This window comes from Providencia sp. PROV119, from assembly GCF_028482435.1.
GTDB classification, from domain to species: Bacteria; Pseudomonadota; Gammaproteobacteria; order Enterobacterales; family Enterobacteriaceae; genus Providencia; species Providencia stuartii.
On the sequence record NZ_JAMPQL010000001.1, the window covers coordinates 348,271 to 372,044 of the forward strand.

Annotated in this window: 20 protein-coding genes; 12 read left to right on the plus strand and 8 right to left on the minus strand. The window is 42.0% G+C overall.

Annotated features, from left to right (window positions below; translation table 11 throughout):
• The first annotated feature begins 65 nt into the window (after positions 1 to 65).
• Positions 66 to 1,076, plus strand: coding sequence for a quinone-dependent dihydroorotate dehydrogenase (pyrD, locus tag PSF11_RS01570; RefSeq protein WP_014657940.1), 1,011 nt, complete (start codon positions 66 to 68; stop codon positions 1,074 to 1,076).
• Positions 1,077 to 1,373: 297 nt separating this feature from the next.
• The gene (locus tag PSF11_RS01575) at positions 1,374 to 1,919 is read left to right on the plus strand and encodes a cell division protein ZapC (RefSeq protein ID WP_004918182.1); all 546 of its coding nucleotides are present in this window, start codon (positions 1,374 to 1,376) and stop codon (positions 1,917 to 1,919) included.
• A gap of 99 nt (positions 1,920 to 2,018) precedes the next feature.
• Here the strand turns inward: PSF11_RS01575 and PSF11_RS01580 are convergent, their stop codons facing one another.
• Positions 2,019 to 3,134, minus strand: coding sequence for a YcbX family protein (locus PSF11_RS01580; RefSeq protein ID WP_072502954.1), 1,116 nt, complete (start codon positions 3,132 to 3,134; stop codon positions 2,019 to 2,021).
• Between the two features lie 99 nt (positions 3,135 to 3,233).
• On the opposite strand from PSF11_RS01580, the gene rlmKL reads away from it, so the two are divergent.
• From rlmKL to rmf, 6 genes are all read left to right on the plus strand, one after another.
• On the plus strand, positions 3,234 to 5,342 hold the full coding sequence (rlmKL, locus tag PSF11_RS01585) for a bifunctional 23S rRNA (guanine(2069)-N(7))-methyltransferase RlmK/23S rRNA (guanine(2445)-N(2))-methyltransferase RlmL (protein ID WP_072503022.1): 2,109 nt from the start codon (positions 3,234 to 3,236) through the stop codon (positions 5,340 to 5,342).
• Positions 5,343 to 5,354: 12 nt separating this feature from the next.
• Complete coding sequence (locus PSF11_RS01590) at positions 5,355 to 7,262, plus strand: ABC transporter ATP-binding protein (protein ID WP_004918188.1); 1,908 nt, start codon at positions 5,355 to 5,357, stop codon at positions 7,260 to 7,262.
• A 35-nt stretch (positions 7,263 to 7,297) separates the two neighbouring features.
• Positions 7,298 to 8,572, plus strand: coding sequence for a membrane integrity-associated transporter subunit PqiA (pqiA, locus tag PSF11_RS01595; RefSeq protein ID WP_071599643.1), 1,275 nt, complete (start codon positions 7,298 to 7,300; stop codon positions 8,570 to 8,572).
• The gene (pqiB, locus tag PSF11_RS01600; RefSeq protein WP_004918196.1) at positions 8,569 to 10,218 is read left to right on the plus strand and encodes an intermembrane transport protein PqiB; all 1,650 of its coding nucleotides are present in this window, start codon (positions 8,569 to 8,571) and stop codon (positions 10,216 to 10,218) included. Before pqiA ends, pqiB begins: the two co-directional genes overlap by 4 nt.
• On the plus strand, positions 10,218 to 10,775 hold the full coding sequence (gene pqiC, locus PSF11_RS01605; RefSeq protein ID WP_036943633.1) for a membrane integrity-associated transporter subunit PqiC: 558 nt from the start codon (positions 10,218 to 10,220) through the stop codon (positions 10,773 to 10,775). Before pqiB ends, pqiC begins: the two co-directional genes overlap by 1 nt.
• 433 nt (positions 10,776 to 11,208) lie before the next feature.
• A complete protein-coding gene (gene rmf / locus PSF11_RS01610) occupies positions 11,209 to 11,379 on the plus strand; it encodes a ribosome modulation factor (RefSeq protein WP_014657943.1) in 171 nt (56 codons plus the stop codon).
• A gap of 125 nt (positions 11,380 to 11,504) precedes the next feature.
• Here rmf and fabA read toward each other — a convergent pair whose 3' ends face one another.
• The 3 genes from fabA to PSF11_RS01625 form a co-directional block, all read right to left on the minus strand.
• A complete protein-coding gene (gene fabA / locus PSF11_RS01615; RefSeq protein ID WP_004918201.1) occupies positions 11,505 to 12,023 on the minus strand; it encodes a bifunctional 3-hydroxydecanoyl-ACP dehydratase/trans-2-decenoyl-ACP isomerase in 519 nt (172 codons plus the stop codon).
• Positions 12,024 to 12,109: 86 nt separating this feature from the next.
• Positions 12,110 to 13,846, minus strand: a complete 1,737-nt coding sequence (locus PSF11_RS01620) for an AAA family ATPase (protein WP_004918203.1) — start codon at positions 13,844 to 13,846, stop codon at positions 12,110 to 12,112.
• 306 nt (positions 13,847 to 14,152) lie between these two features.
• Positions 14,153 to 14,329 carry a GhoT/OrtT family toxin gene (locus PSF11_RS01625; protein WP_014657945.1) on the minus strand — a complete coding sequence of 59 codons (177 nt, stop codon included), beginning with the start codon at positions 14,327 to 14,329 and terminating at the stop codon, positions 14,153 to 14,155.
• Positions 14,330 to 14,491: 162 nt separating this feature from the next.
• Here PSF11_RS01625 and matP point away from each other — a divergent pair, with 162 nt between their 5' ends.
• The gene (matP, locus tag PSF11_RS01630) at positions 14,492 to 14,956 is read left to right on the plus strand and encodes a macrodomain Ter protein MatP (RefSeq protein WP_004918208.1); all 465 of its coding nucleotides are present in this window, start codon (positions 14,492 to 14,494) and stop codon (positions 14,954 to 14,956) included.
• A gap of 217 nt (positions 14,957 to 15,173) precedes the next feature.
• Here matP and ompA read toward each other — a convergent pair whose 3' ends face one another.
• Together ompA and sulA are read right to left on the minus strand one after the other, a co-directional pair.
• Positions 15,174 to 16,247, minus strand: a complete 1,074-nt coding sequence (gene ompA, locus PSF11_RS01635) for a porin OmpA (RefSeq protein WP_014657946.1) — start codon at positions 16,245 to 16,247, stop codon at positions 15,174 to 15,176.
• Between the two features lie 355 nt (positions 16,248 to 16,602).
• Positions 16,603 to 17,124, minus strand: a complete 522-nt coding sequence (gene sulA, locus PSF11_RS01640; protein WP_014657947.1) for an SOS-induced cell division inhibitor SulA — start codon at positions 17,122 to 17,124, stop codon at positions 16,603 to 16,605.
• Between the two features lie 232 nt (positions 17,125 to 17,356).
• Between sulA and PSF11_RS01645 the strand changes: the two genes are divergently transcribed.
• Complete coding sequence (locus PSF11_RS01645) at positions 17,357 to 17,959, plus strand: TfoX/Sxy family DNA transformation protein (protein ID WP_225829639.1); 603 nt, start codon at positions 17,357 to 17,359, stop codon at positions 17,957 to 17,959.
• A gap of 83 nt (positions 17,960 to 18,042) precedes the next feature.
• Here the strand turns inward: PSF11_RS01645 and yccS are convergent, their stop codons facing one another.
• Positions 18,043 to 20,229, minus strand: a complete 2,187-nt coding sequence (gene yccS, locus PSF11_RS01650; RefSeq protein ID WP_014657948.1) for a YccS family putative transporter — start codon at positions 20,227 to 20,229, stop codon at positions 18,043 to 18,045.
• 258 nt (positions 20,230 to 20,487) lie between these two features.
• On the opposite strand from yccS, the gene helD reads away from it, so the two are divergent.
• On the plus strand, positions 20,488 to 22,542 hold the full coding sequence (helD, locus tag PSF11_RS01655; RefSeq protein WP_272682728.1) for a DNA helicase IV: 2,055 nt from the start codon (positions 20,488 to 20,490) through the stop codon (positions 22,540 to 22,542).
• Between the two features lie 39 nt (positions 22,543 to 22,581).
• Here the strand turns inward: helD and PSF11_RS01660 are convergent, their stop codons facing one another.
• Positions 22,582 to 23,040 carry a methylglyoxal synthase gene (locus PSF11_RS01660; RefSeq protein WP_014657950.1) on the minus strand — a complete coding sequence of 153 codons (459 nt, stop codon included), beginning with the start codon at positions 23,038 to 23,040 and terminating at the stop codon, positions 22,582 to 22,584.
• A 261-nt stretch (positions 23,041 to 23,301) separates the two neighbouring features.
• Between PSF11_RS01660 and PSF11_RS01665 the strand changes: the two genes are divergently transcribed.
• Positions 23,302 to 23,715, plus strand: coding sequence for a CoA-binding protein (locus tag PSF11_RS01665; RefSeq protein WP_036943643.1), 414 nt, complete (start codon positions 23,302 to 23,304; stop codon positions 23,713 to 23,715).
• Positions 23,716 to 23,774 lie beyond the last annotated feature (59 nt).

Consider the following 23,774-nt stretch of genomic DNA (forward strand, 5'->3'; position numbering starts at 1 on the left):
CAAGTGTTATCGCAGTGCTTACAACTTAAAATATGGTGGGTATAGACAGAAATAGGTTATTGGATATGTTATATCACCTTGCCCGCAAGGCTCTATTCCAGTTCGACCCAGAAAAAGCCCATGAACTGACGTTTCGGCAGCTTCAATGTTTAAATAATTCCCCGCTTAAATTCCTTCTCCGCCAATCTGTTGCTACTAAACCTGTTCAATGTATGGGACTGTCTTTTAAAAATCCACTTGGCCTAGCTGCGGGTTTAGATAAAGACGGTGAATGTATTGATGCTTTTGGAGCAATGGGCTTTGGTTTTGTTGAGATTGGAACGGTGACGCCACGACCGCAATCAGGTAATGATAAGCCTAGATTGTTTAGATTAGTGGAAGCGGAAGCACTGATTAATCGTATGGGGTTCAACAATAAAGGCGTTGATAACCTTGTTGAAAATGTCAAAAAATCAACTTACGGTGGGGTTATTGGCATTAATATCGGTAAAAATAAAGACACCCCAGTGGAACAAGGCAAGGATGACTATTTAATTTGCATGGATAAAGTTTATGCACATGCCGGTTATATTGCTATTAATATTTCATCACCAAATACGCCAGGTTTACGCACTTTGCAATATGGCGAAGCGTTGGATGATTTATTAAGTGGAATAAAAGCCAAGCAACTGGAGTTACAATCGAAATATCAAAAATATGTTCCTGTTGCGGTTAAAGTTGCACCGGATCTGACCGAAGCAGAAATAATCCAAGTTACCGATAGCTTAGTTCGACATAATATTGATGGTGTGATTGCAACCAATACCACGTTAGATCGTTCTTTAGTTCAAGGTTTAAATCATTGTAATGAAGCTGGCGGTTTAAGTGGACGCCCAGTGCAACTAAAAAGCACAGAGGTTATTCGGATCATTTCTCGTGAATTAAAAGGGCAGTTACCTATTATTGGAGTGGGTGGTATAGACTCATTAACTGCTGCGAGAGAAAAAATGGACGCGGGGGCATCATTAATCCAAATTTATTCTGGTTTTATATATAATGGGCCAAAATTAATAAAAGATATTGTGAACCATATATAGTTAACTGTAAATTTACCTAAAGGGGGCTTTATTTATGCTCCCTTTTAATCTATATTGAGTTGGCTGTCTATTTTTAAATCATTTTGTTTTGCATTTTTAAGATCGAATTATTTTGAGCTAGTATCTTAAAAATATATTTATACTCTAACTCATTTGAGTTGCTTTTAGGCAGTAAGCGAATTATTCGTTTAAAAAATCCTTAGAGCAAAATAATGCAACAGCTAGGGTAATTGAGCACGACTCAATTGGCAACTTAAAGTATGGTGAGTATACCGGTAAATCGCTAAGGGATCGTTTATGATAATAAAACCCGATGATCATTGGCGTTGGTATTTTGATCATGACCATGATAGGGTGATGCTAGATCTCGCCAACGGCATGATATTTCGCTCATGTTTTCCCGCAAAAATGCTGACAGCATTCGCACGTGATGAAATGCCTTTTAGCATTGAAGATGCTGCGGAGTTTTATATATTTGATGAGCAGGCTAAAAAATTAAATCTATCTCATGAAGAACGGGCTGAATTAGTACTGAACAGTTTAGTGGCATTTCGCTTTTTAAAACCGCAAATGCCGAAAAGTTGGTATTTTTCTCCTTTTCACGATATTCAAGTACCTGCGCAAGGTCAGCTTATTCAAGTGTGTTTAGAAAATAGCCATCATATAGCGACATTTATTATTGCTGAGGCTGGTACGTCGGCAAGTTTGTGTTTATTAGCGGAGGCACAATTAGAATTGCCTGATCGTAAATTACGCTTTTGTGATCCAATTAAGATCATGAATGATCGTATGAGGCAATATAAACGCAAGTCTAATCGCTTACTGTATGAGAATGTCATTTAATTGATCGTCCATGATCTATTAATATGGATATTCTTTAATATTCGCCAATAACACCATCAATAAAATAATCGTTATTATTGAGATGATGGTGTTAGAAAATTAGCTTAAAGCTAATTTAATGGTACTTTTGGGAATGCAACTACAGGCTAAGATATAACCATCCGCTTTAATTGCACTTTGTTTTAATGGTGTGACTTCCCCTTCAATCAACTTTATTTTGCATTGACCACAAATACCAGCACGGCAGGAATAAGGTAAAGTGATCCCTTTTGATTCCAATTGTTCAAGGATCACTTCTTGGTTATTTCCTTCATAATCATGATTTTCAAAAGTGACTGTGACCGTACTTAATGGCGTAGAAGGACTTTTCGCTTTATTATCCGTTTCTCGCTCTTTTGGGATATACTGATTAGGTTGTTTCTTTTCAAGAACTGTCACGGTATCACCCACTCGTATAATCCCAGTATTATGGATAACGACATTTTGCCCGAAATCCACATCACCACTTTCCGTGGTACGGAAGGTTTGTAGTGTTGCTAATGGTTCGCTGTGTGGATGTTTAATGCCTTTTTCAGGGCTAACAGTCGTTAGAATACAGCGGCTACATGGTCTGTCTAAGCTAAAAACGACATCGCCAATCTGAATCGTTTTCCATGTATCTTCTTCGAAAGGTTGGGCACCGGTGATAATCAAATTACCGCGAAATTGCTCGAGCTTAATGCTGGCGGGGCAACGCCTTTGTAGCTCTTGTACCGAAGCTTCATTAATTAATAAGAAGGGGTAGCCATCGGCAAACGACATAGGCACATCGGGCATGGTTTTGACGCGACGTGACAAGTGAGGACTTAACCAGCGTAGTTGAACAGGCTCATCAAAATAACGACTTAGCCAAGTATTGACTGATTCAGGCGCAATAAGTGCATGAAAATGATTGCCCCAGACTTCAGTTGGGCTCTGATTCTCATCAAAGTCCTGATACAATACCGTCACACTTTCACCATCGGGTGCTTTGAGATAAAGCCCATTATTTAACATTGCTGGTGTAAATAGTAACATCTGAGGGTATTTTCTTGCCGTGATAAATTTACCTTCCAGTGTTGTTACCATAAAATTGCGATCAAATATTAGCCCACTGGTATCGGCGTATGCATGAGACAGGCGTATCCCTCTCATTGATTTGACTGGGTGCGTATAAAGGCGTGAAAGCGTAATCATTATTTAATCCTTATAATTGTTGCTGAGCAACTTTATGACAAGTCCATAAGATTAGCTATAATGCGCAACAATTTTTCATCCAAATTGGTAAAAAATACTATGAATTCTCTGTTTGCCAGCACAGCTCGTGGCCTAGAAGAACTATTGAAATCGGAATTGGAAGCTCTGGGCGCTAGTCAGTGCCGAGTTGCACAAGGGGGCGTCTATTTTCAGGCTGATGAACGGGTGATGTATCAGAGTCTACTCTGGAGTAGGCTGGCATCCCGTATCTTATTACCATTGAATGAATTTGATGTTTATAGCGACTTAGATTTATACCTTGGTGTACAAGCTATCGATTGGACTGAGGTATTCTCAGTTGAGGACACATTTTCAGTTCACTTTAGTGGTACAAACGAAGAGATCCGCAATAGCCAATATGGTGCTTTAAAAGTTAAAGATGCCATTGTCGATTGCTTCGTACGTAAATTAGATCAGCGGCCTGATGTTGCACGCCAGCAGCCTGATATTCGTATCAATGTTTACTTGAATAAAGAGAAAGCTAGTGTAGCGCTTGATTTAAGTGGTGATGCACTTCATATCCGTGGTTATCGTGATTTGGCAGGGCAAGCGCCATTAAAAGAGACGTTAGCCGCTGCAATTATCAATCGCTCAGGCTGGCAGCAGGGCACCCCCCTTGTCGATCCTATGTGTGGCTCCGGCACACTATTGATTGAAGCGGCTATGATTGCAGCAGACAGAGCGCCTGGCTTGTACCGTGAACATTGGGGGTTCTATGCTTGGTCAAAATATAACCTTGCATTATGGCGAGAGCTGATCACGGAAGCGCAAGTGCGTTTTCGTCAAGGCCTAAAAGAGACAACATCGCGTTTTTATGGTTTTGATATCGATAAACGAGTGCTTGATATGGCGCGCTCTAATGCACGTAGGGCGGGCGTTCAAACATTAGTGAGTTTCAATCATGGCGATGCTGCTATGCTTGAAAACCCTGTTGAAACAGGCATTAAGGGAACCATTTTAAGTAACCCGCCTTATGGCGAACGTCTTGAAAGTGAGCCTGCATTGATTGCTTTACATAGCCAATTAGGCCGTATTGTGAAGGCGCGTTTCCCTGGTTGGCGTTTATCTATTTTTAGTGCCTCTCCTGAACTGTTAAGTTGCTTACAACTACGCTCTGAACGTGAATTTAAGGCCAAAAATGGCCCATTGGATTGCGTACAGAAAAATTATTTATTGGCAGAAACACCGTCGGAAACGGTCGGTGAAATCTCTCCTGATTTTGCTAATCGCTTACGTAAGAACCATAAAAAACTCAGCAAGTGGGCTAAACAGCAAGGGATTGATTGCTACCGCATTTATGATGCAGATTTGCCAGAATATAATGTGGCTATCGATGTTTATCGTGACAAAGTGGTCGTACAGGAGTATGCACCACCGAAAACAGTGGATGAACGCAAAGCGCGCCAACGTTTATTTGATGTGATCACGGCGACGATGAATGTATTGCAGCTGTCATCTAACCAGTTGGTATTAAAAACACGCCAACGTCAGAAAGGTAAACAGCAATATGAAAAGCTAGCACAAAAAGAGGATTTCTTTTTAGTGCAAGAATACAACGCTAAGATGCTGGTGAACTTAACCGACTATCTTGATACAGGGCTGTTTTTAGACCACCGCATTGCTCGACGCATGTTAGGACAAATGAGTCGTGGTGCAGATTTTCTTAATCTCTTCTGCTACACCGGCTCCGCAACAGTTCATGCAGGGCTTGGAGGCGCGAAAAGCACCACGTCAGTTGATATGTCGCGTACCTATCTTGAGTGGGCAGAGAAAAACTTACAGGCTAACGGCTTAACGGGGCGCCAACATCGCTTGATCCAAGCTGACTGCTTAAACTGGTTGGCGAATAGCCCAGAACAATTTGATTTGATTTTTATTGATCCGCCAACATTCTCAAACTCAAAGCGAATGGATGGTACTTTTGATGTACAGCGCGACCATGTTCAGTTGATCACTCACCTAAAACGCATGTTACGTCGTGGTGGTACCATCATGTTCTCTAACAATAAGCGTGGCTTTAAAATGGATATCGAAGCTCTGAATGCGTTAGGACTACAAGCAGAAGAAATTACCGCCAAAACGCGTTCAGAAGATTTTGCTCGTAATCGTCAGATTCATAACTGCTGGCTGATCCGCCATGCAGCATAAAGGATAACATCAATGGCTTTAATTAATTTATCGGGTGCATACCTTTCGTTTAGTGATGCCCCTTTATTGGATAACACGGAACTTCATATCGAAGAAAATGAGCGTGTCTGTTTAGTTGGACGCAACGGTGCGGGTAAATCGACACTCATGCGCGTCCTAACTAAAGAGCAGCCTCTTGATGATGGGCAACTGCTTTACCAACAAGATCTCGTGGTTGCTCGTTTACAGCAAGACCCACCCCGTAATATTGAAGGGACGATTTTTGACTTTGTTGCCGAAGGCGTAGCAGAGCAGGCAGAATACCTCAAAGAGTATCACCATGTTTCTAAATTGGTGGAAACCGATCCGAGTGAAAAGAATTTAAATAAATTAGCTGAATTACAAGAAGTACTAGATAGCCGTAACTTATGGCTATTGGATGCCCGTATCAGTGATGTCTTGAAAAAATTGGATTTGCCAGCGGATACTCAACTGTCATCACTGTCTGGGGGCTGGCTACGTAAAGCGGCTCTTGGTCGTGCATTAGTGAGTAATCCACAAGTCCTCTTTCTTGATGAGCCGACTAACCACTTGGATATCGAAACCATTTTATGGTTAGAAAACTTTTTGAAAGATTTCCAAGGTAGTATCGTATTTATTTCCCATGACCGCTCATTTATTCGCAATATGGCAACACGTATTGTTGATCTGGATAGAGGTAAGTTGTCGTCATGGCCGGGCAATTATGATGATTACTTGGTGGCAAAAGAAGAAGCGTTGCGTGTGGAAGAGATGCAAAATGCAGAATTTGACCGCAAGCTGGCCCAAGAAGAAGCGTGGATCAGACAAGGTATTAAAGCGAGACGTACCCGTAATGAAGGGCGTGTTCGTGCACTCAAGGCCTTGCGCGTAGAACGCTCTCAGCGCCGTGAAGTGCTGGGAAGTGCGAAAATGCAGGTTGAGGAAGCGTCTCGCTCAGGGAAAATTGTCTTTGAACTGGAAAATGTGAATTACCAAATCAATGATAAAGTACTGGTTAAAGACTTTAGTGCGCAAGTGTTACGTGGAGACAAAATCGCTTTAGTTGGGCCAAACGGCTGCGGTAAAACAACCCTGCTCAAATTGATGTTGGGTGATCTCAAAGCAGATAGTGGCAGAGTGCACTGTGGAACTAAATTAGAAGTCGCTTATTTTGATCAGCACCGCGCCGCACTCGATCCTGATAAGACGGTCATGGATAACCTTGCAGAAGGGAAGCAAGAGGTGATGGTCAATGGTAAACCACGCCACGTACTCGGTTATCTACAAGACTTTATGTTCCCGCCCAAACGCGCCATGACACCGGTACGAGCATTATCTGGTGGTGAGCGTAATCGTTTGTTACTTGCACGCTTATTTTTAAAGCCAAGCAACTTATTGATCCTCGATGAACCGACCAATGACCTTGATGTCGAAACACTAGAACTGCTTGAAGAGTTGGTCGATAGCTATCAAGGCACTGTTTTATTGGTTAGTCATGATCGTGAATTTGTTGATAATAGCGTAACAGAGTGTTGGATTTTTGAAGGTAACGGGGTGATTAACCGTTACGCTGGCGGCTATTTTGATGCCCAACAGCAAAAAGCACAAACCGTGAGCTTGAAAAATTCACAACAAAGTAAAATAGCGGAGCAAGATAAATCGCCTAAGGTAAAAGAACCTACAAAGCGAAATAATAAGATAAGCTACCATTTACTACGTGAATTAGAACAATTACCATCGAAGCTCGAACAGCTAGAAGGTGAAATTGAAGCACTTCAAGCGGCGATTGGTGATGCTGATTTCTTTAACCAGCCTCACGATATAACCGAAAAAACATTAAATACATTAGCTGAAAAGGAACAAGCGCTAGAGCAGGCGTTCGACCGCTGGCAAGAGCTTGAGCTACTGAAAAATGGCTAGTTTATCGTTCAGGAAATAAGAAGGGGCGAATCACCTTGTGCTCTCATGAGTCTCATGAACATGTGCTGTGCACACAATGCGACATGCTGGTTGCGGTACCTGAATTAGAACAGGGAACTAAAGCAACCTGCCCACGCTGTCATACAGTGTTGGTGTCAAAGTGGCGCTATCCATACAAGCAGCCGGCAGCGTATGCGTTTAGCGCATTAATTATGCTGCTCGTCGCTTGTATGTTTCCATTTGTCAAAATGAGTGCGGCTGGGATTGAAAATGAAATTTCTATATTTCAAATTATCGAGATTATTTCGACAACGCGTTACAGCAGCTTAGCCCTCTTTTTTCTGTTATTTTCATTAGTCATCCCTGCCTTTTGTATGGTGACAATCATACTATTGGGATTACAAGTGTATGTTCCAAAAAGAATCAAAGTGTGGATCAGCCGTATCCTATTTCAAATGAAATCTTGGTGTATGGCGGAAATTTTCCTCGCAGGGGTTCTGGTTAGCTTTGTAAAACTGATTGCTTATGGTGACATTGGTGTTGGGTTAAGCTTTTTGCCGTATTGTCTATTTTGCCTCTTGCAAGTTAGGGCATTTCAATGCCTTGACCGGCATTGGATGTGGAACAAAATTGAAGCAGCCCCTAAGTTAGCCCATAAATTAGAAGTAGGGCGAACTGGGATCAGCCAAAACGTAAGGCTGTGCCTAGTGTGCACGGCTATCTTACCGGCGGAACAATCCCAATGTCCGCGCTGTTACGCTCGTGGTAGCGTACGTAAGCATCAAAGTATACAGTGGACCGTTGCGCTGCTATTGACCTCGTTTTTCCTATATATTCCAGCGAATGTCTTACCGGTGATGACGACCAATATGTTGGGTAGCGATATGGACTCAACGATTATGGACGGCGTGATATTATTGTGGGGGGATGGCTCTTATCCTGTCGCATTAATTATTTTTATCGCCAGTATTATGGTGCCCTCGTTAAAAATGATAGGTATCGCGTGGTTATGCCTTGACTCTCAAGGTTATGGCAACCGAGACCCACATCGAATGCACTTTATTTATGAATTGGTGGAGTATGTGGGGCGTTGGTCAATGATCGATGTGTTTGTCATTACTATTTTGGCCGCATTGGTACAAATGGGGCAATTAATGAGTATCGTCCCTGCACAGGGCGTTATTTTCTTTGGTGTCGTTGTGATTTTAACGATGTTTGCTGCGATGACTTTCGACCCTCGATTAACATGGGATCGTTGTGAAAAGAAAAGTGCGGTAAAAGTTGTTGAACAAGAAGGAGCCATCGGGTGAGTGAACAAGAAACACCACAGGCCAATGCCAAAATCAGTAAATTGAAAAGTTGGTCACCTGTTTGGGTGATCCCTATCGTTACTGTTCTCATTGGTGCTTGGATACTATTTTATCACTTCAGCCATCAAGGCCCTGAAGTGACATTAATTACTTACAATGCAGAAGGCATTGAAGCGGGTAAAACCAAAATCAAGAGCCGTAGTGTGGATATTGGTATTGTTGAAAGCGTGACGCTGGATGACAACTTCAGTCGAGTTGTTATCAAAGCACGCTTAAATAGCGATATGAAAGATCTCCTACGTGCGGATTCTGCATTTTGGATCGTAAAACCGACAATTGGCCGTGAAGGTGTGACAGGATTAGGCACATTACTTTCGGGAGTTTTCATCGAATTACAACCGGGTAACTCTAAAAAGGAGCATAACGAGTTTACACTGCTTGATTCGCCGCCTTTAGCCTCACCGGATGCGAAAGGGATCCGCGTTATCTTGGTGAGTGACCGCGCTGGGCAACTCAATCCAGGCGACCCTGTACTGTTTAGAGGTTACCGTGTTGGCTCAGTTGAAACCAGTAATTTCGACATGAGTAAGCGTGATATGCGCTATCAACTGTTCATCAACGCACCTTATGATAAGTTAATTAGTACGAATGTGCGCTTTTGGAAGGACAGTGGTATTGCATTTGATATGTCATCGCAAGGGATCCATGTTGAGCTTGGCTCTATTGCCACCTTGCTGACAGGAGGCGTAAGCTTTGATGTACCTGCTGGCTGGGCGCCGGGAGAAGGTGTAAAAGAAAATACAGAATTTAAACTCTTTGATAACCAAAGTAGTATTCAAAACTCTCTGTATACTGAATACCAAGATTTCGTTCTGTTCTTCTCTGACTCAGTACGTGGACTACAGCCTGGTGCACCGGTGGAGTTCCGTGGTATTCGCCTAGGAACGGTCGCTCAAGTGCCATTCTATACCAAAGGCCTCGACCAAAAACTGGATAACGATTTCCGTATTCCTGTATTAATTCATATTGAGCCTGAGCGTTTTGCGAAAGATGTTGGTGCTGATTTTAACTTGAAAAATGAGTTGAAATTAGCGATGAAGGATGGGCTTCGTGCATCGTTAAAATCTGGGAACTTGCTAACAGGGGCACTGTTTGTTGATCTCGACTTTGTGCCTAATGTGCCTGAATATAAAGGGCCAACTGTGGTGGCTGGTTATAAAGTCATCCCAACGACGAGCGGTGGCTTAGCGCAAATTCAGCAAAAAGTGATTTCTGTGCTGGATAAAATCAATGCGATGCCGATTGAGCCTATGCTGAATCAAACGACTCAAACGTTGGCAGAAGGGCAAAAAACGATCAAAGAAGCGCAAGTTATGCTCGCTGAGCTAAATAAAGTGATGGGAAGTAAAGAGTTCCAGAAACTCCCTCAAGACTTGCAAAAAACGTTGAATGAAATGAACCGTGCGATGCAAGGGTTCCAACCGGGGTCACCTGCATATAATAAGATGGTCGATAATATGCAACGTTTAGATCAGGTGCTTAGGGAAGTCCAGCCATTGTTACGTACTTTGAATAATAAGAGTAATGCCTTGGTATTCGAAGCTGAGCCGTCTAAGGATCCTGTACCGAAAGGAGTGAAAAAATAATGAGATATCTGATATCGATATTTGTTTTAATGCTGGCGGCTTGTAGCAGCACCCCTGAAAAAGTGTATTACCAATTGCCGGTGAAATCGCCGGCAACACAAAGTGCGGTTGTGATGGGGCAACAAAATCAAATTTGGTTACAGCGCATCATGCTGGCGGATGTTCTGACATCAAATGGTATTACTTACCAAACGTCAGATGTCAGTTACAATAATGCTAGCTCCCATTTATGGGCTAGCCCATTAGAACAACAGTTAGGACAATCCATGGTGAGTGAATTGTCTTCTGCGTTGCCGGGGCGTTTAGTCTCATTACAACCTTTGCAGAATTCGCCGGACACATTGGATATTACGCTAACAAGTTTTAATGGCCGCTACGATGGTAAGGTATTAGTTCAAGGGTTCTGGACTTTGTCGCGTGACAAAGAGATCATCCGTCGTAACTTCGATATACAGCTTGAACAAAAAGAAGATGGCTATCCAGAATTAGTCCGTACGCTGGCTGATGGATGGCAGCAAGTTGCGAGTGAGATTGCTAAAGAGGCCAATAAATCTTAAGTAATATTCACTATTTTCATCAATAAAGTGCATCTTACGCCGTCATTGGCTAAGGTGCATTTTTTTATAAAATTGGTTGCATATCATTCAATTATAAAATATTTCAATATAAATACATATAATAAAATTGATATTAATTTATTTAAAATCAACGAGTTGTCATAATTTGAAAATATAAATCACATTTATAGCATTTATGACATTTATATGAAATTCTTTACTTGATTTTCTAATCTGTCGGCTGTATTTCTATAGTGTACCTAAATGAGATGATCCCCTACATAGTTTGAATTGTCTGTGAGTGGCAAGGCAAGCTATCCCTAAGTATCAAGAAAGGGTCGGTGAGCGGAATCCCACTAGTGACTTAACTTAACGCTATGAAGGGCTTAGGTGCTGTTTTCTTTTCCATTTTAGACAATGAGGGAAGTAAGGCATGAAAAGACAGAAGCGAGACCGTTTAGAAAGAGCTTTATCAAGAGGTTATCAAGCAGGTATAGCAGGTCGTTCCAAAGAATTGTGCCCCTATCAATCTGTAGATGCACGATCGCACTGGTTAGGAGGCTGGCGTAAAGCCATGGAGGACAGGGCGATTCTCTCTGCATAATCAGGCAGAACAAAGCCTAACTTATTCGTTAGAGAACCTAAATAAACGGTTTTTTAATTCACTTCAAACAAATTTTAAACCTCCGCCATTGCGGAGGTTTTAGTTTTTAGCGCTTAGGTGCGGGATCAGAAAGCACTAGTGTCTTTAAATAGACCCACTTTTAGGTCATTAGCCACGTAAATGACTTTACCATCAACCAGTACTTCACCATCGGCAAGACCCATAATCAATTTACGGTTAATAACACGTTTAAAATTGATACGGTAAGTCACTTTTTTAGCCGTTGGAAGTACTTGGCCCGTGAATTTTACTTCACCAACACCAAGAGCACGACCTTTGCCTTCTCCGCCGAGCCACCCGAGGTAGAAACCAACGAGTTGCCACATGGCATCTAGGCCTAAACAGCCAGGCATAACAGGGTCATTAACAAAATGGCAGCCGAAGAACCATAAGTCTGGATTGATATCCAATTCAGCTTCGACATAGCCTTTATTGAAGGTACCACCATCTTCAGTCATGGTGATGATACGATCCATCATCAACATATTACCTGAAGGTAATGGAGGCCCATTTTCGCCAAATAATTCGCCTCTTCCAGAAGCTTCTAAATCACTTTTTGTATAGGAACTGCGTTTATCAACCATGTTCTTCTGATAGCCTTAATTAAGTTTAAGAATACAGGATAGCTTACACTTGTACGCTGAACAACTCCGATCTGATATTTTTTTATTCAACCAAGCCATTTTAGGAACCATGGAAGTTTTGGTTTTTCGGGTGAATTTGCTTGATTGATGCGTTCTTGAATTAAAGCTAACAGGTGTACGTTATCACCTTCAGCTTGCTGCTCAAAATAGGGCTGCTTAGTGAGTAATGTGATCGCTTGAGCAACATGCTCCACAGGCCAAATATGGAATTGCCCCTCTTGTACGGCATTGACAACAGCCTCTTTGACACAGAGATGGCGCACATTAGCCATTGGGATAATTACCCCTTGTTGCCCTGTTAAACCACGCTGAGCACAAATATCATAGAAGCCTTCGATTTTTTCGTTTACACCACCTATAGGCTGCACATAACCAAACTGGTCGACAGCACCGGTGACGGCGATTTGCTGATCGATAGGCTGGAGCGCTAATGCACTAATTAACGCACAAAGTTCGGCAAGAGAGGCGCTATCGCCATCAACTTCACCATAGGATTGCTCAAAAACAATCGAGGCTGAGAATGGCTGAGGCTGCTCCAATTTTAGCTCATAATTTAAATAAGCTTGCATGATCATCATGCCTTTAGCATGAATGTTGCCGCCAAGCTCGGCTTTCCGTTCAACATCGACAAATTCCCCATCACCTAAATGGGCGACACAGGTAATGCGCGAAGGCTCTCCCAGCGCTTCTGGGTGCCCAGGATAATGCAAGACGGACAATCCATTGATTTGTCCTATCACTTCGCCTTCGGTTTTGATAAAAACCTGTTCTTGCAGAATATCGTCTTGTGAACGTTCTGTCAGGAAACTATGGCGCCATAGGCGGTTTTCCACAGCCTGATTAAAGGCATTGGCGTCCATTAAGTTGCCTGACTGATAGTGAGAGGCATCCGTCAATCGGCGGGCTAGCCACTGTGTATCAAGAGGTAGATTAAATTTATCTTCACAAAACCGTGTTGCCTGAGTGATAAACGTAGGCCAACCATCAGGTGCGATTTCGGGGAGATGGTTAGCATTAATAATTGATTTTATATAGCGCATCCACAAGGCGAGTTGTTCTTCATTATCAAAGAACATTATGGGTTCATATTCCCCATAAATAGCATGTTCAAAGAGATCTGCGTGAGTGTACTCAAACTCTTCAAGCTCAAGCCGGTCACCAACAATGATTAACTTGATATCGAGTGGCTGAGGTTCAATTTCAATCGGTAATGGTTGATTATCGGAGAAAGGCAACCATTCGAATTGGCGGCGAGCTATCATATTTTGTAGCCGCTGCCACATCAGGGGTTGAGAGACCAATGATGATGCCGATAATATCAATACTCCACCATTAACGTGATGCAATAAACCCGGCACTGGATGTAATGATGGTGTGATATACCCAAACAGTTGTTCCGGCTCAATCCAATGGCGACAGGCAATATTTGCTCGGCTTGAGAAGCGACTCTCAATTTCAGGACACCATTTGAAAGCAAGTTTATTTTCAGTGAGTTGATAATCACCATTAATGGGCGAAAATGGGGTCAGTAAAGGGCGGATCGCCTCAGCAAATGTTGCTAGATAATGCTCACTGTCGTCGGACTTGATAAACATAAATCGAGTCCGTGAATTCTCTTTGATAAAGCGCTCAATGCTATCAAATAGCCTTGGCTGGATTTCTGACAAAGAAGCAGGAGTCAGGGTATCTGAAGAAACAAAGTTTGCCTGGTAAGGCGTTAGGTCAGGTATTAGGCCTTGCCATGTTAGTTCTTGACTGATCACTATAATTTTTCTGCTATTAATATGATTATAAGTAAAATGCCTGTCGATGAGCAGGGCGCGTATGCCTGAATTTGGTTTGGATATTTTATACTCTTTTTATTGTAGGCTGCCCCGTTATTGACGACATACATATGTACGACTCACAGACTTTAGTACATTAGCGGCGGCTCATTTTTTGAGCAATTCGCTGTACTGCAAACTATTTAGAGTATATGTTGTTTTCAGGCCAATTTATTACCCATAGGGCAAGGTTGCTATATTAGCGTTTGAGCGCCAATCTTGCAGCAATAATTGTCGTATAATCAGTTAGAATAAAGAAAATAATAGCACAACAGGTAAAGACATTGGCCATGTTAAGCCAATTAAGAGCGCACTGAGCAATCTCATAAAGATATTAGGGTCTTTAGTCAGGAGTAGTGTTATAAGCGCTGAGCACACCCCGCCTATCCCATATACGAGAAGTATGCATTCAAATGTGGACATGCTTGTTCATTAAATTGTTAATAGATGAGCGATGATTGTACACTATTTTGTGCCTAGTTGTTATCTTCTTTGTCAATAATAGGTCGACGGTGGTGCTTAAATTGCGTATCTTCATCTAAAATTGCTAATATAGGTCAGGTTCGATCTTCGTCAGGAAAAAATATGAAATATCAGCAGCTTGAAAATTTAGAATGTGGCTGGAAATGGGAATATCTGGTGAAGAAGTCCCGAAGTGGTGAGCCAATTACTCGGTATATCGAAAGAAGTGCCGAAAGTGAGGCTATCGCGCTATTGCTCAAAATGGAAAACCAGCCCACAGAGGTTTTAAAATGGATCGCTTTGCATATGAATCCACAATTGGATAACCGTATGAAGCAAAGCATTCGAGCAAGACGTAAACGTCATTTCAATGCTGAGCATCCCCATACCAGAAAAAAATCTATCGACCTTAACTTTTCTGTTTGGCAGCGTTTATCTAACCTTGCAGTGAAACGCAATAAAACATTATCAGAGACGATCATTCAGTTGATCGAAGATGCTGAGCATAAAGATAAGTATGAGAGCCAAATGAGTTCGTTAAAGCAAGACCTACAGGCGATTCTAGGGAATTCAAGTACCAAGAAATAGGGGAGACGATTATCTCAAGTTGCCCGTTGATCAACCACGATCGTTTTATTCCCAACGAAATGCTTTGTAACCCGCCATTATTTTTTCGACCACGATCGATTTAATCGTAACAATGACAGATTGTGTTTAGTGAGCTGATGATTTTTAGCATAAAAAAAAACCCCATCGAAATGGGGTTTTTTGTATTCAGTTCGAAATTCGAACGAGGGGCTAAGAATTAAGCACCTGGTTGAGTGACAACTTCAGTTGTACCTTGAATTTCGATTTCAACGCGACGGTCTGGAGCCAGACACTCGATCAGAGCTGCACGGCCTTTAACGTTGTCACATTTGTTACCAGTTACTGGATCTTCTTTACCACGACCTTCAGCAGCGATTGCGCTTGCTGGAACGCCTTTAGCAACTAAGTAATCAACAACTGACTGAGCACGTTTTTGTGACAGTGGCAGGTTGTAGTTTTGTGAACCGATACGGTCTGTGAAACCAACTACCAGTACGCGACCTTGAGTTGGGTCGATGCTGCTCAGTTCGTTATACAGTTCGTTCAGTGCTTGCTGACCTTCTGGTTTCAGAGTTGCTTTGTTGAAGTTGAACAGAACGTCTGAACGCAGAGTGAAACGCTTGTTCTCAACAACTGGCGCTGGCTCAACAACTGGAGCTGGCTCAACAACTGGTGCTGCTTCTTGGTTGAAGCGGTATGCCAGACCAACGCTCAGCATGCCGTTGTCAGGACGTACGCCCAGGTTGTCGTTATCACCGATGTTGCTAACCCATTGGTAATCTAAACGAGTTGCCCAGTTTGGAGTGATTGCATATTCAACACCCAGTGCGTATACAGGAGAAACACCAGTATCGTTTTCTTTGTAACGCTCTTCACCTGTTTGGTGTGCTTTAACATCAGTACGCCATACCATACCACCTAAACGAGTGTAAACGTCTAAGTCGTCCATTACTGGATAGCTCAGTTTGGTAGTCAGAGAAACACCCATTGATTTCAGGTCGCCGTTGTTACCAGCACCTTTGTATTTCATTTTACCAAACCAGTCATAACCAAGCTCGAAGCCCATGTACTGGTTGTATTGGTAACCTGCGTATGCACCAGCACCGAAAGTATCACGGTCAGTACTTTTACCTACAGTGTTTTCACGATCAACTGGAGTGAAGCTGGTATCTTCATAGTGAGACCAACCCAGTTTAGCACCGGTATACCAAGTGTTGTCTTTTGGAGCTGCCTGCGCAACAGTTGCGAAAGCTGCTACTGCCACTGCTACTGCGATAGCTGTCTTTTTCATTTTTTACGCCTCGTTATCATCCAATATAGGCATGGCTTCAAAGAGCCTTATTATTCGCCATTGGTTTAAAATACTTGCTAGGTTTCGCTGACATTATCTACAAAAATTTATAAAAAGTAAAAAATAATGCCATAACCTTAACAAGCTAAAGTCTACAACGAACTAAAAAAGATACAAGTAGAGCAAGCAAAAATCATGGTAAAAAAACATTTTTTAGCGGATAAATCAGAGAGATAAACGTAATCCTATTTTGAGTTGATTATTATCTATCACATTGATCTCAATTATTTTTTCGGTATTTTCTGAGTCTGAGATATCCGAATGTCAAATTTACTAAGAATATTCTTAATCTTGGCTAGTGATAATAGTTAGAGTGAATTTTTAGGTTATTTTGCTGTCCAGAATGGATACTTGCGATATTATGTGTTTTTTGAGGGCGCATAATAAAGCCGATAGAATGTCCTTCTTGTGCTGCCGTTTGTAAGCGAGCAAAGTCCTGTTTATTTAATTCCGGTAGCCAACCTAAAACAACACTATAATTACCACTTCTTAATGCCTTTTCCATCGCATCTATCGTCGTTATCGACGCCATATTGCTGAGTTGCATAATTTTGTTAATAGGCAAGCCTGATTGCATTAACCAGTGACGACTTAACTTTTTATTGGGGCTTAGCCAAAGCAGCCAACGAGATTGCGCCCCGAACTGACGCAACATCGGCAGTAGAATGTAATCCATAATAGGATGTTTTTCATCGTAAACCAGTTCACTCACCATGCCTTGTTGCATCGAGCCATCAATAGGCGGTGTTGAAGGCATTGCTTGTGTGCTGTGGTTAACAGAATGTTCAGTTGCCTTGTTCCAAGAATAAATAGCCATAGTTCACCTCGCAATCAAACTGTATGCATATACAGTAACTGTATATTTATCCAATATCAAGACTATTTTTTCAAAGCGCTTCGCAACTTTGTTGTTTTTATCTGCAATATTCTTGGAGTTTTTAGCGGATCCTCTCAGAATGTACTTCTGCTAATTGTTTGTAAAATTAAGGTATTTATAGTTTCACACACAAGGATGGAAGTAGATGAATGCTCATAAGGAGTTTGGGTGTATGTCTTTAACGGAAAAAAATGATTCTCGATTAGATCAGCTGTTAAAAGGTTTTGGTGAATTTAAAAAGAAAAACTATTTTGGCGGCTATTGTTTGATTGTTGATAACGTTATTGTTGGCTTAGCGCTTGATGGGCTCTTATATTTACGTGGCTGCCTTTTTGCAAGGAGCTACTTTGAATCAATTGAACTTGAACGGTTAGTTTTCAGTAAAAAAGGGATCCCACTAGAGCTGCGCTATTATCAGTTACCTCAGCAGATTTGGGAGAATGAAGCGCTTTTATTGCACTGCATTGATTTAGCCTATCGTTCAGCTATTGAAGAGCGGCAGCAAAAGCAGTCTGCCGTCACTCGGATAAAAGATTTACCTAATATGAATATGTCGGTTGAAAGGGCATTAGGGAAAATAGGTATTCATAAAGCCGACGATTTACGTGAAATAGGCGCGAAAGCGTGTTTTTTGAAGTTAAAACAGCTTGGTCGTTTTTCCCCTAGTATCAAATTATTAATTGGGTTGGCTGGTGCAATCGAAGGTTATCACAGTGCTGTGCTGCCGACACAAATTAAACAAGAGTTGATTAATTGGTACAACAGCGTTGGTTGAACCGTATTAGGCTAAAGGTCGCACAAGCGGGTGTAACGATTAACGCTGTATTTTGACACCCGCTCATCAGTTTGATTTATCCGCTATATGGCTGAATGATGGCCATTTGCAAGAGGCGAAGTAACGGGAATATTAATTTGCTTGATCATGGATTTTATTTCAGGGATCAGTTCAAGCAGCAGCCTTGTTTGTTCCATAATAAGGACCGTCTTTTCATCATCGCTGGTCGATATGCTATCTATGCGATGAGTGATACTCTCTCGTAGACGTTCTGATTTCTCATCCATTAAGGTATCTAGGCTCATGACTTGTAATGATGTTTCTACATAACAGATAGCATCACTCAAAATAATCAGGTTTTCCTCATTTTGCATTTGCTCTCGGTGCGCACCCAATGCTGAAATATAACTCAGTAAGGTGTGGTTGAGGCAGAGGAGCCTAAAGGCTTGCTCTTGAGTGACTTTATACGATTTAGGATCGGATGCCATATTGGAAACGATAGAAGCAAACTCAGCATCATTATTGTGGGCATCGCGGCGCGCAACACGGTATTCCAGACTGTTATCTTTACCTTGGTAATATTGCTGTAAAATCGCATCTAAATAGCGGCAGTTACTATTCATGGTTTTTTGCACAACCTGCGGTAATTGGCGGAATTTCCAATCAGGCCATATAAAGCTAACAGCAAGGAAGGCTATAAAACAACCAACTAGCGTATCAATGACCCGAGGGAGAGCAACTTCAAATCCTTCCCCTAGCAGGTTGAAACAAAATAGAACGAGCAGAGTAATAAATAGTGTCGCTTGCGCATATTGGCTACTGCGGAAAACAAAAAACAGTAACCCAGAGATAACAATTAAGGTGAGCTGCCCTTCCATAGAAGGAACAAATTTTAATAGCGGCAAGCCAACGAGGATCCCAATCAGTGTGCCAATAATACGGAGTGCGAGCCGCCGTTTTGTTGCGCTATAGTTAGGCTGACAAACGAACAAGCTAGTCAATAAAATCCAATATCCTCTTTCTAAATCAAATAATTGGATGATGAGATAGCCTGTACATAATAAGAGAGACATCCTAACTGCATGGCGGAACAGGGCGGATTGCGGTGTTAAATGGTGCTTGAAGCGCGCGATGATATCACTGATGCCTGAAGGTGACTCATCTGAGAGTTGTTCAAATTGTTTATTATTCTGTTGGCGTGAACCTTGTTCGAGGCCAAGCCCTCTCAGTTGGACATCAATCCCTTTTAGATTTTTGAGTAGATTATACAGCGCCTTAATTTCATGAATTGCAGGTGACTGTTGTTTTAGCAGTTGCAGTGAGTTTTCAAGGTAAGCAAAAGTACCTTCAAAGCGCGGGTTATGTTGGTACTGCTTACGCCACAAAACAGATTGTGCTACCTGTTGGCAAGCCCGCGCTTGCATGCTAAGTAGTCGTTGGAAACGAAAGAGAATATCGCTATGGCGTAGCGTACGACTCAGTTGCTGATATTGTATGTGTGATGAGCTAGCCCGTTCATGGATATCTTGTGCAACGAAATAATATTGTAGGGTATTACGTGTTCCTTTCTGGCCTCTATCGCCTTTGAGCCGACTGAGCAGCGCAATTTTAGCCTGATTCATCGTACTGACTAAGGTGCTATTGACTAATGCTAAATCATAGACTGACTGTTGGTAGTCATCTTCAAGATCAGGGTCGAATAAGTTGGCCTTTGCATCGAGGTAGGCGGCTAGCTGTTGATAACATTGAGTGATCGCATCTTGTAAAGGCCGAACAGGGAAAAGAATGTGGCCGATCAACGTAAGAAGGTTATACCAAATAGCCCCAATAAGTAATAGGGCGGGTTGTTGGTACCAAGTATCAAATATTGGCACCCCAAGCATGGTATAGATGGCTATCAATAACGCACCAAATGCAATAGTGGCGTAGCGTTGACCTAGCGCCCCTAAGAGAATAAACCCACAGGTCGAGAGTGCCAACCCAAAAAAGAACAGAACGGGATGCGGGAACAGTAACTCAATCGAAACTGAGGCAATAAAAAAACAAAGTAGGGTGATAGCTAGGTTTTTTAATCGGCCAGTCAACCTATCATCTAGGTCGGTCAAGGCGGCCGCTACCATACCTAATGTCAGAGGGATTGTGACTTTAGGCTCTTGCCCCAATAACCAAGGGATCAGTGTCGTCCCTGTCAGGGCGATTAAGATTCGGATATAATATAGAGCATGACTGTTATATAAAACACGACGATAACTGGTAAGCAGCGTTAACACAAAGTACCTCAGAGGCGAACATTTCGTAGTCTATACTCGTTATATTTTAAGTTGCCTAGCTGTTACGTGTTGAAGTGCTCAAGGTTTATAGGCTCCTTGGGCGTCTTTTCGACGAATAAACAAGCAGTTTAATCTGCCGCCTAGATACAACTCGAATATTTAGAGTCTATATAGGATAGCGTGTTTGTAAGTAATAAAAAACTGTCTGGAATCAAGCAGCCGTTATTTTCATGATTGAACTACTCAGGTGCAGGATGTATGGAACTGAAATCAACACAGATTGGGCAGCGCCTGGCTCAGCATCCCTATAATCGGGTTCGCTTATTAAATGCTGGCATTGAGGTGAGTGGTGAAAAACATCAATATCTTATCCCTTTTAACCAATTAATTGATATTCATTGCAAAAGGGGAATTGTTTGGGGGGAGTTAGAGTTTGAACTAGCTGATGAGCAAGTTGTTCGTTTGCATGGAACCGAATGGAAGCAAACGCAACGCTTTTATCACTATTTAAATGATAAATGGCAACAATGGAGCATTGAAATGAGTGAGGTCAGTGCTCAAGTGCTTGTCGCCCTCGCAAAAGGAATACAGCAGCAAACTCAGCAGGATAATTGGTTTAGCTTGCGTGAATTAAACACCTTTCGTAAAAAGATCAGCGAGCAATTTTCTTCCCTTCCTCTGCCGTTAGCGCGAGTCAGTCAATTTGAAAACTGTGCTGCCCCTTATCACTACTGTTTGCAATGGCTCAATGATGGAGAACGTTGTCGGCAACAGGTTAACCAACAATGGAGTGAATCAATCCTGTCACGCTATAGTGATTTTTTCCAACATGTTGAAACCTCCCCGTTAAACTCAAGCCAAGCACTCTCCGTCATTAATGGAGAAGATAACGTTTTAGTACTTGCTGGGGCGGGGAGTGGGAAAACGTCAGTATTAGTCGCGAGAGCCGGCTGGCTTCTTTTAAGAAAGCTCGCTAAGGCTGAGCAAATCTTATTATTAGCGTTTGGTCGTAAAGCGGCGCAAGAAATGAATGAACGTATCCAAGAGCGTTTGCAGCAGGAGGATATTGAAGCCAAAACATTTCATGCGCTAGCGCTCTATATCATTCGTGAAGGAAGCAATAAATCACCTGCTATCAGTGAATTCGAAACTGACTCTCAAAAACGTGGTGAATTGTTATTGAATGAATGGCGTACACAGTGCAGTACGAAAAAAGCGCAAGCGAAAGGCTGGCGGGAGTGGCTAACTGAGGAGCTACAGTGGGATGTACCGGAAGGTGAATTCTGGAAAGATGAAAAAATCAGTAAAAAGATAGTAAGTCGCTTAGAGCGCTGGTTAAGTTTAATGCGTATGCATGGCGGTAGCCAGAAAGAGATGATCGAATCTGCCGACGAGCAGTTTAGAGATCTGTTTCAAAAACGCCTTCGTCTCATGTCACCTTTATTAAAGGCTTGGAAAACTGCTCTAAAAGATGAAGGGGCTATCGATTTCTCTGGGTTGATCCATCAAGCTGTTAATTTATTAGAGAAAGGGCGTTTTATTAGCCCTTGGAAACACATATTGGTCGATGAATTTCAAGATATTTCGCCGTTAAGAGCAAAACTGCTACAGGCATTGCGTCAACAGAATAAACAAACGTCACTTTTTGCTGTTGGTGATGATTGGCAGGCTATATATCGTTTTAGCGGGGCAGAGCTTGATCTGACAACCTCTTTTGAACACAATTTTGGCGAAGGAGCGCTGTGCGCATTAGACACCACTTATCGGTTTAATCAGCGCATTGGTGAAATTGCGAATCGCTTTATATTGCAAAATCCGACGCAGCTCGATAAACCACTTAATAGCCTCGTTAAAGGCAATAAAAAGTCAGTCGTTTTGCTTTATGAAAATGCACTGGAGCGTTTATTCGATAAGATGAGTGGTTATGTCACGGAAAATGAAACTATTTTATGTTTAGCACGTTATCACTATCTGCGACCAGAAATCTTAAGTAAAGCGCAAACACGCTGGCCAAAGCTTAAGATTGAGTTTATGACCATTCATGCCTCTAAAGGGAAGCAAGCCGATCATGTCATTATTTGTGGGCTGAACAGTGGGAAGGATGGATTCCCAGCGGCGGCACGCGAATCCATTATGGAACAAGTGTTACTCCCTAAACATGAGGAGTTTGAGCACGCAGAAGAGAGGCGGCTGTTATATGTGGCAATGACGCGTGCAAAACAGCAAGTATGGCTACTGTATAACCCCGATGAACCATCAGAGTTCGTTAGTGAATTAAAAGAGTTAGGTGTGCCTAGACAGAAAAAACCTTAAATAGCAAAGAGCCGGATAAACTATCCGGCTCTTGAAGGCTTATTTTGTGCGTTCTTGTAAGTACTGCTGGTAATCAGGGATCACTATATCAATTGCACCATTAAAATAGGGTGACGTAATAATAAAGTCTGCTGTTGCTGGATTAGTGGCTACAGGGATATTCCAAACAGCCGCTAAACGTAATAAGGCTTTCACGTCTGGATCATGAGGAACGGCATTCAGAGGGTCCCAGAAAAAGATCAAAACATCGATTTTTTGTTCGGAGATCATCGCTCCTATTTGTTGGTCACCGCCCATAGGGCCGCTAAGCATACCAGTAACATGAAGCCCTGTATGGTGACTAATCAGTTTCGCTGTGGTACCCGTTCCAAACAGTTGGTGGGATTTAAGTTGTTCGCTATTCTTTGTTGCCCAAGCTAATAATGAAGATTTACAGTGGTCATGGGCAACGAGTGCTATATTTTTAGTGTTTTTTATTGTACGAGTAGTTGATTCCATGATGTTCCCTTAAAGGTGGCGTGGTATCACGCTAAGCATATTAATAATGACGTGTTTGTCGCGATCTGCTGGTTTTTATCGCAATAATGAGAGAAAGACTATCTCATAACTTTCTGGGGTAATTGAAAACATAATCCATGTTTTCTCTCATCTTGCCAGCAACATCAACGTGGTACTCATAGTAGAAAAATTGAGTTAGCACACACTACAACATATATCATATTGTAGATTAATAGTTTACTGATTTAGGGAGTTATTTTGATGACTAACCAAGAAATTGCTGAAATATTACGTAGTGTCAATACGATCGCCTTAGTTGGCGCAAGTGATAAAAAAGATCGTCCAAGTTATGAAGTGATGGAGTACTTATTAGAGCAAGGATATACCATAATCCCTGTCAGCCCTAAATTAGCAGGGCAAATGCTATTAGGGCAAAAAGTCTACGCAAAATTAGCGGATATTCCTCAACCAATAGATATGGTGGATGTATTTCGTAATGCTGAAGCCGCGGTGGGGATCGCACAGGAAGCCGTTGCGATTAAAGCCAAAGTACTGTGGCTACAAAAGGGGGTTATTAGTGAAGATGCGAAAAACATCGCACTTGCTGCGGGCATGAAATTTGTTATGGATAGATGCCCAAAACAAGAAATCCCTTTATTAGGTTTAGAAAAGTAAGCATGACAATACAGTAAAGCAGCGTTGGGCTGCTTTACTGTTGGATACAAGTTAATAAT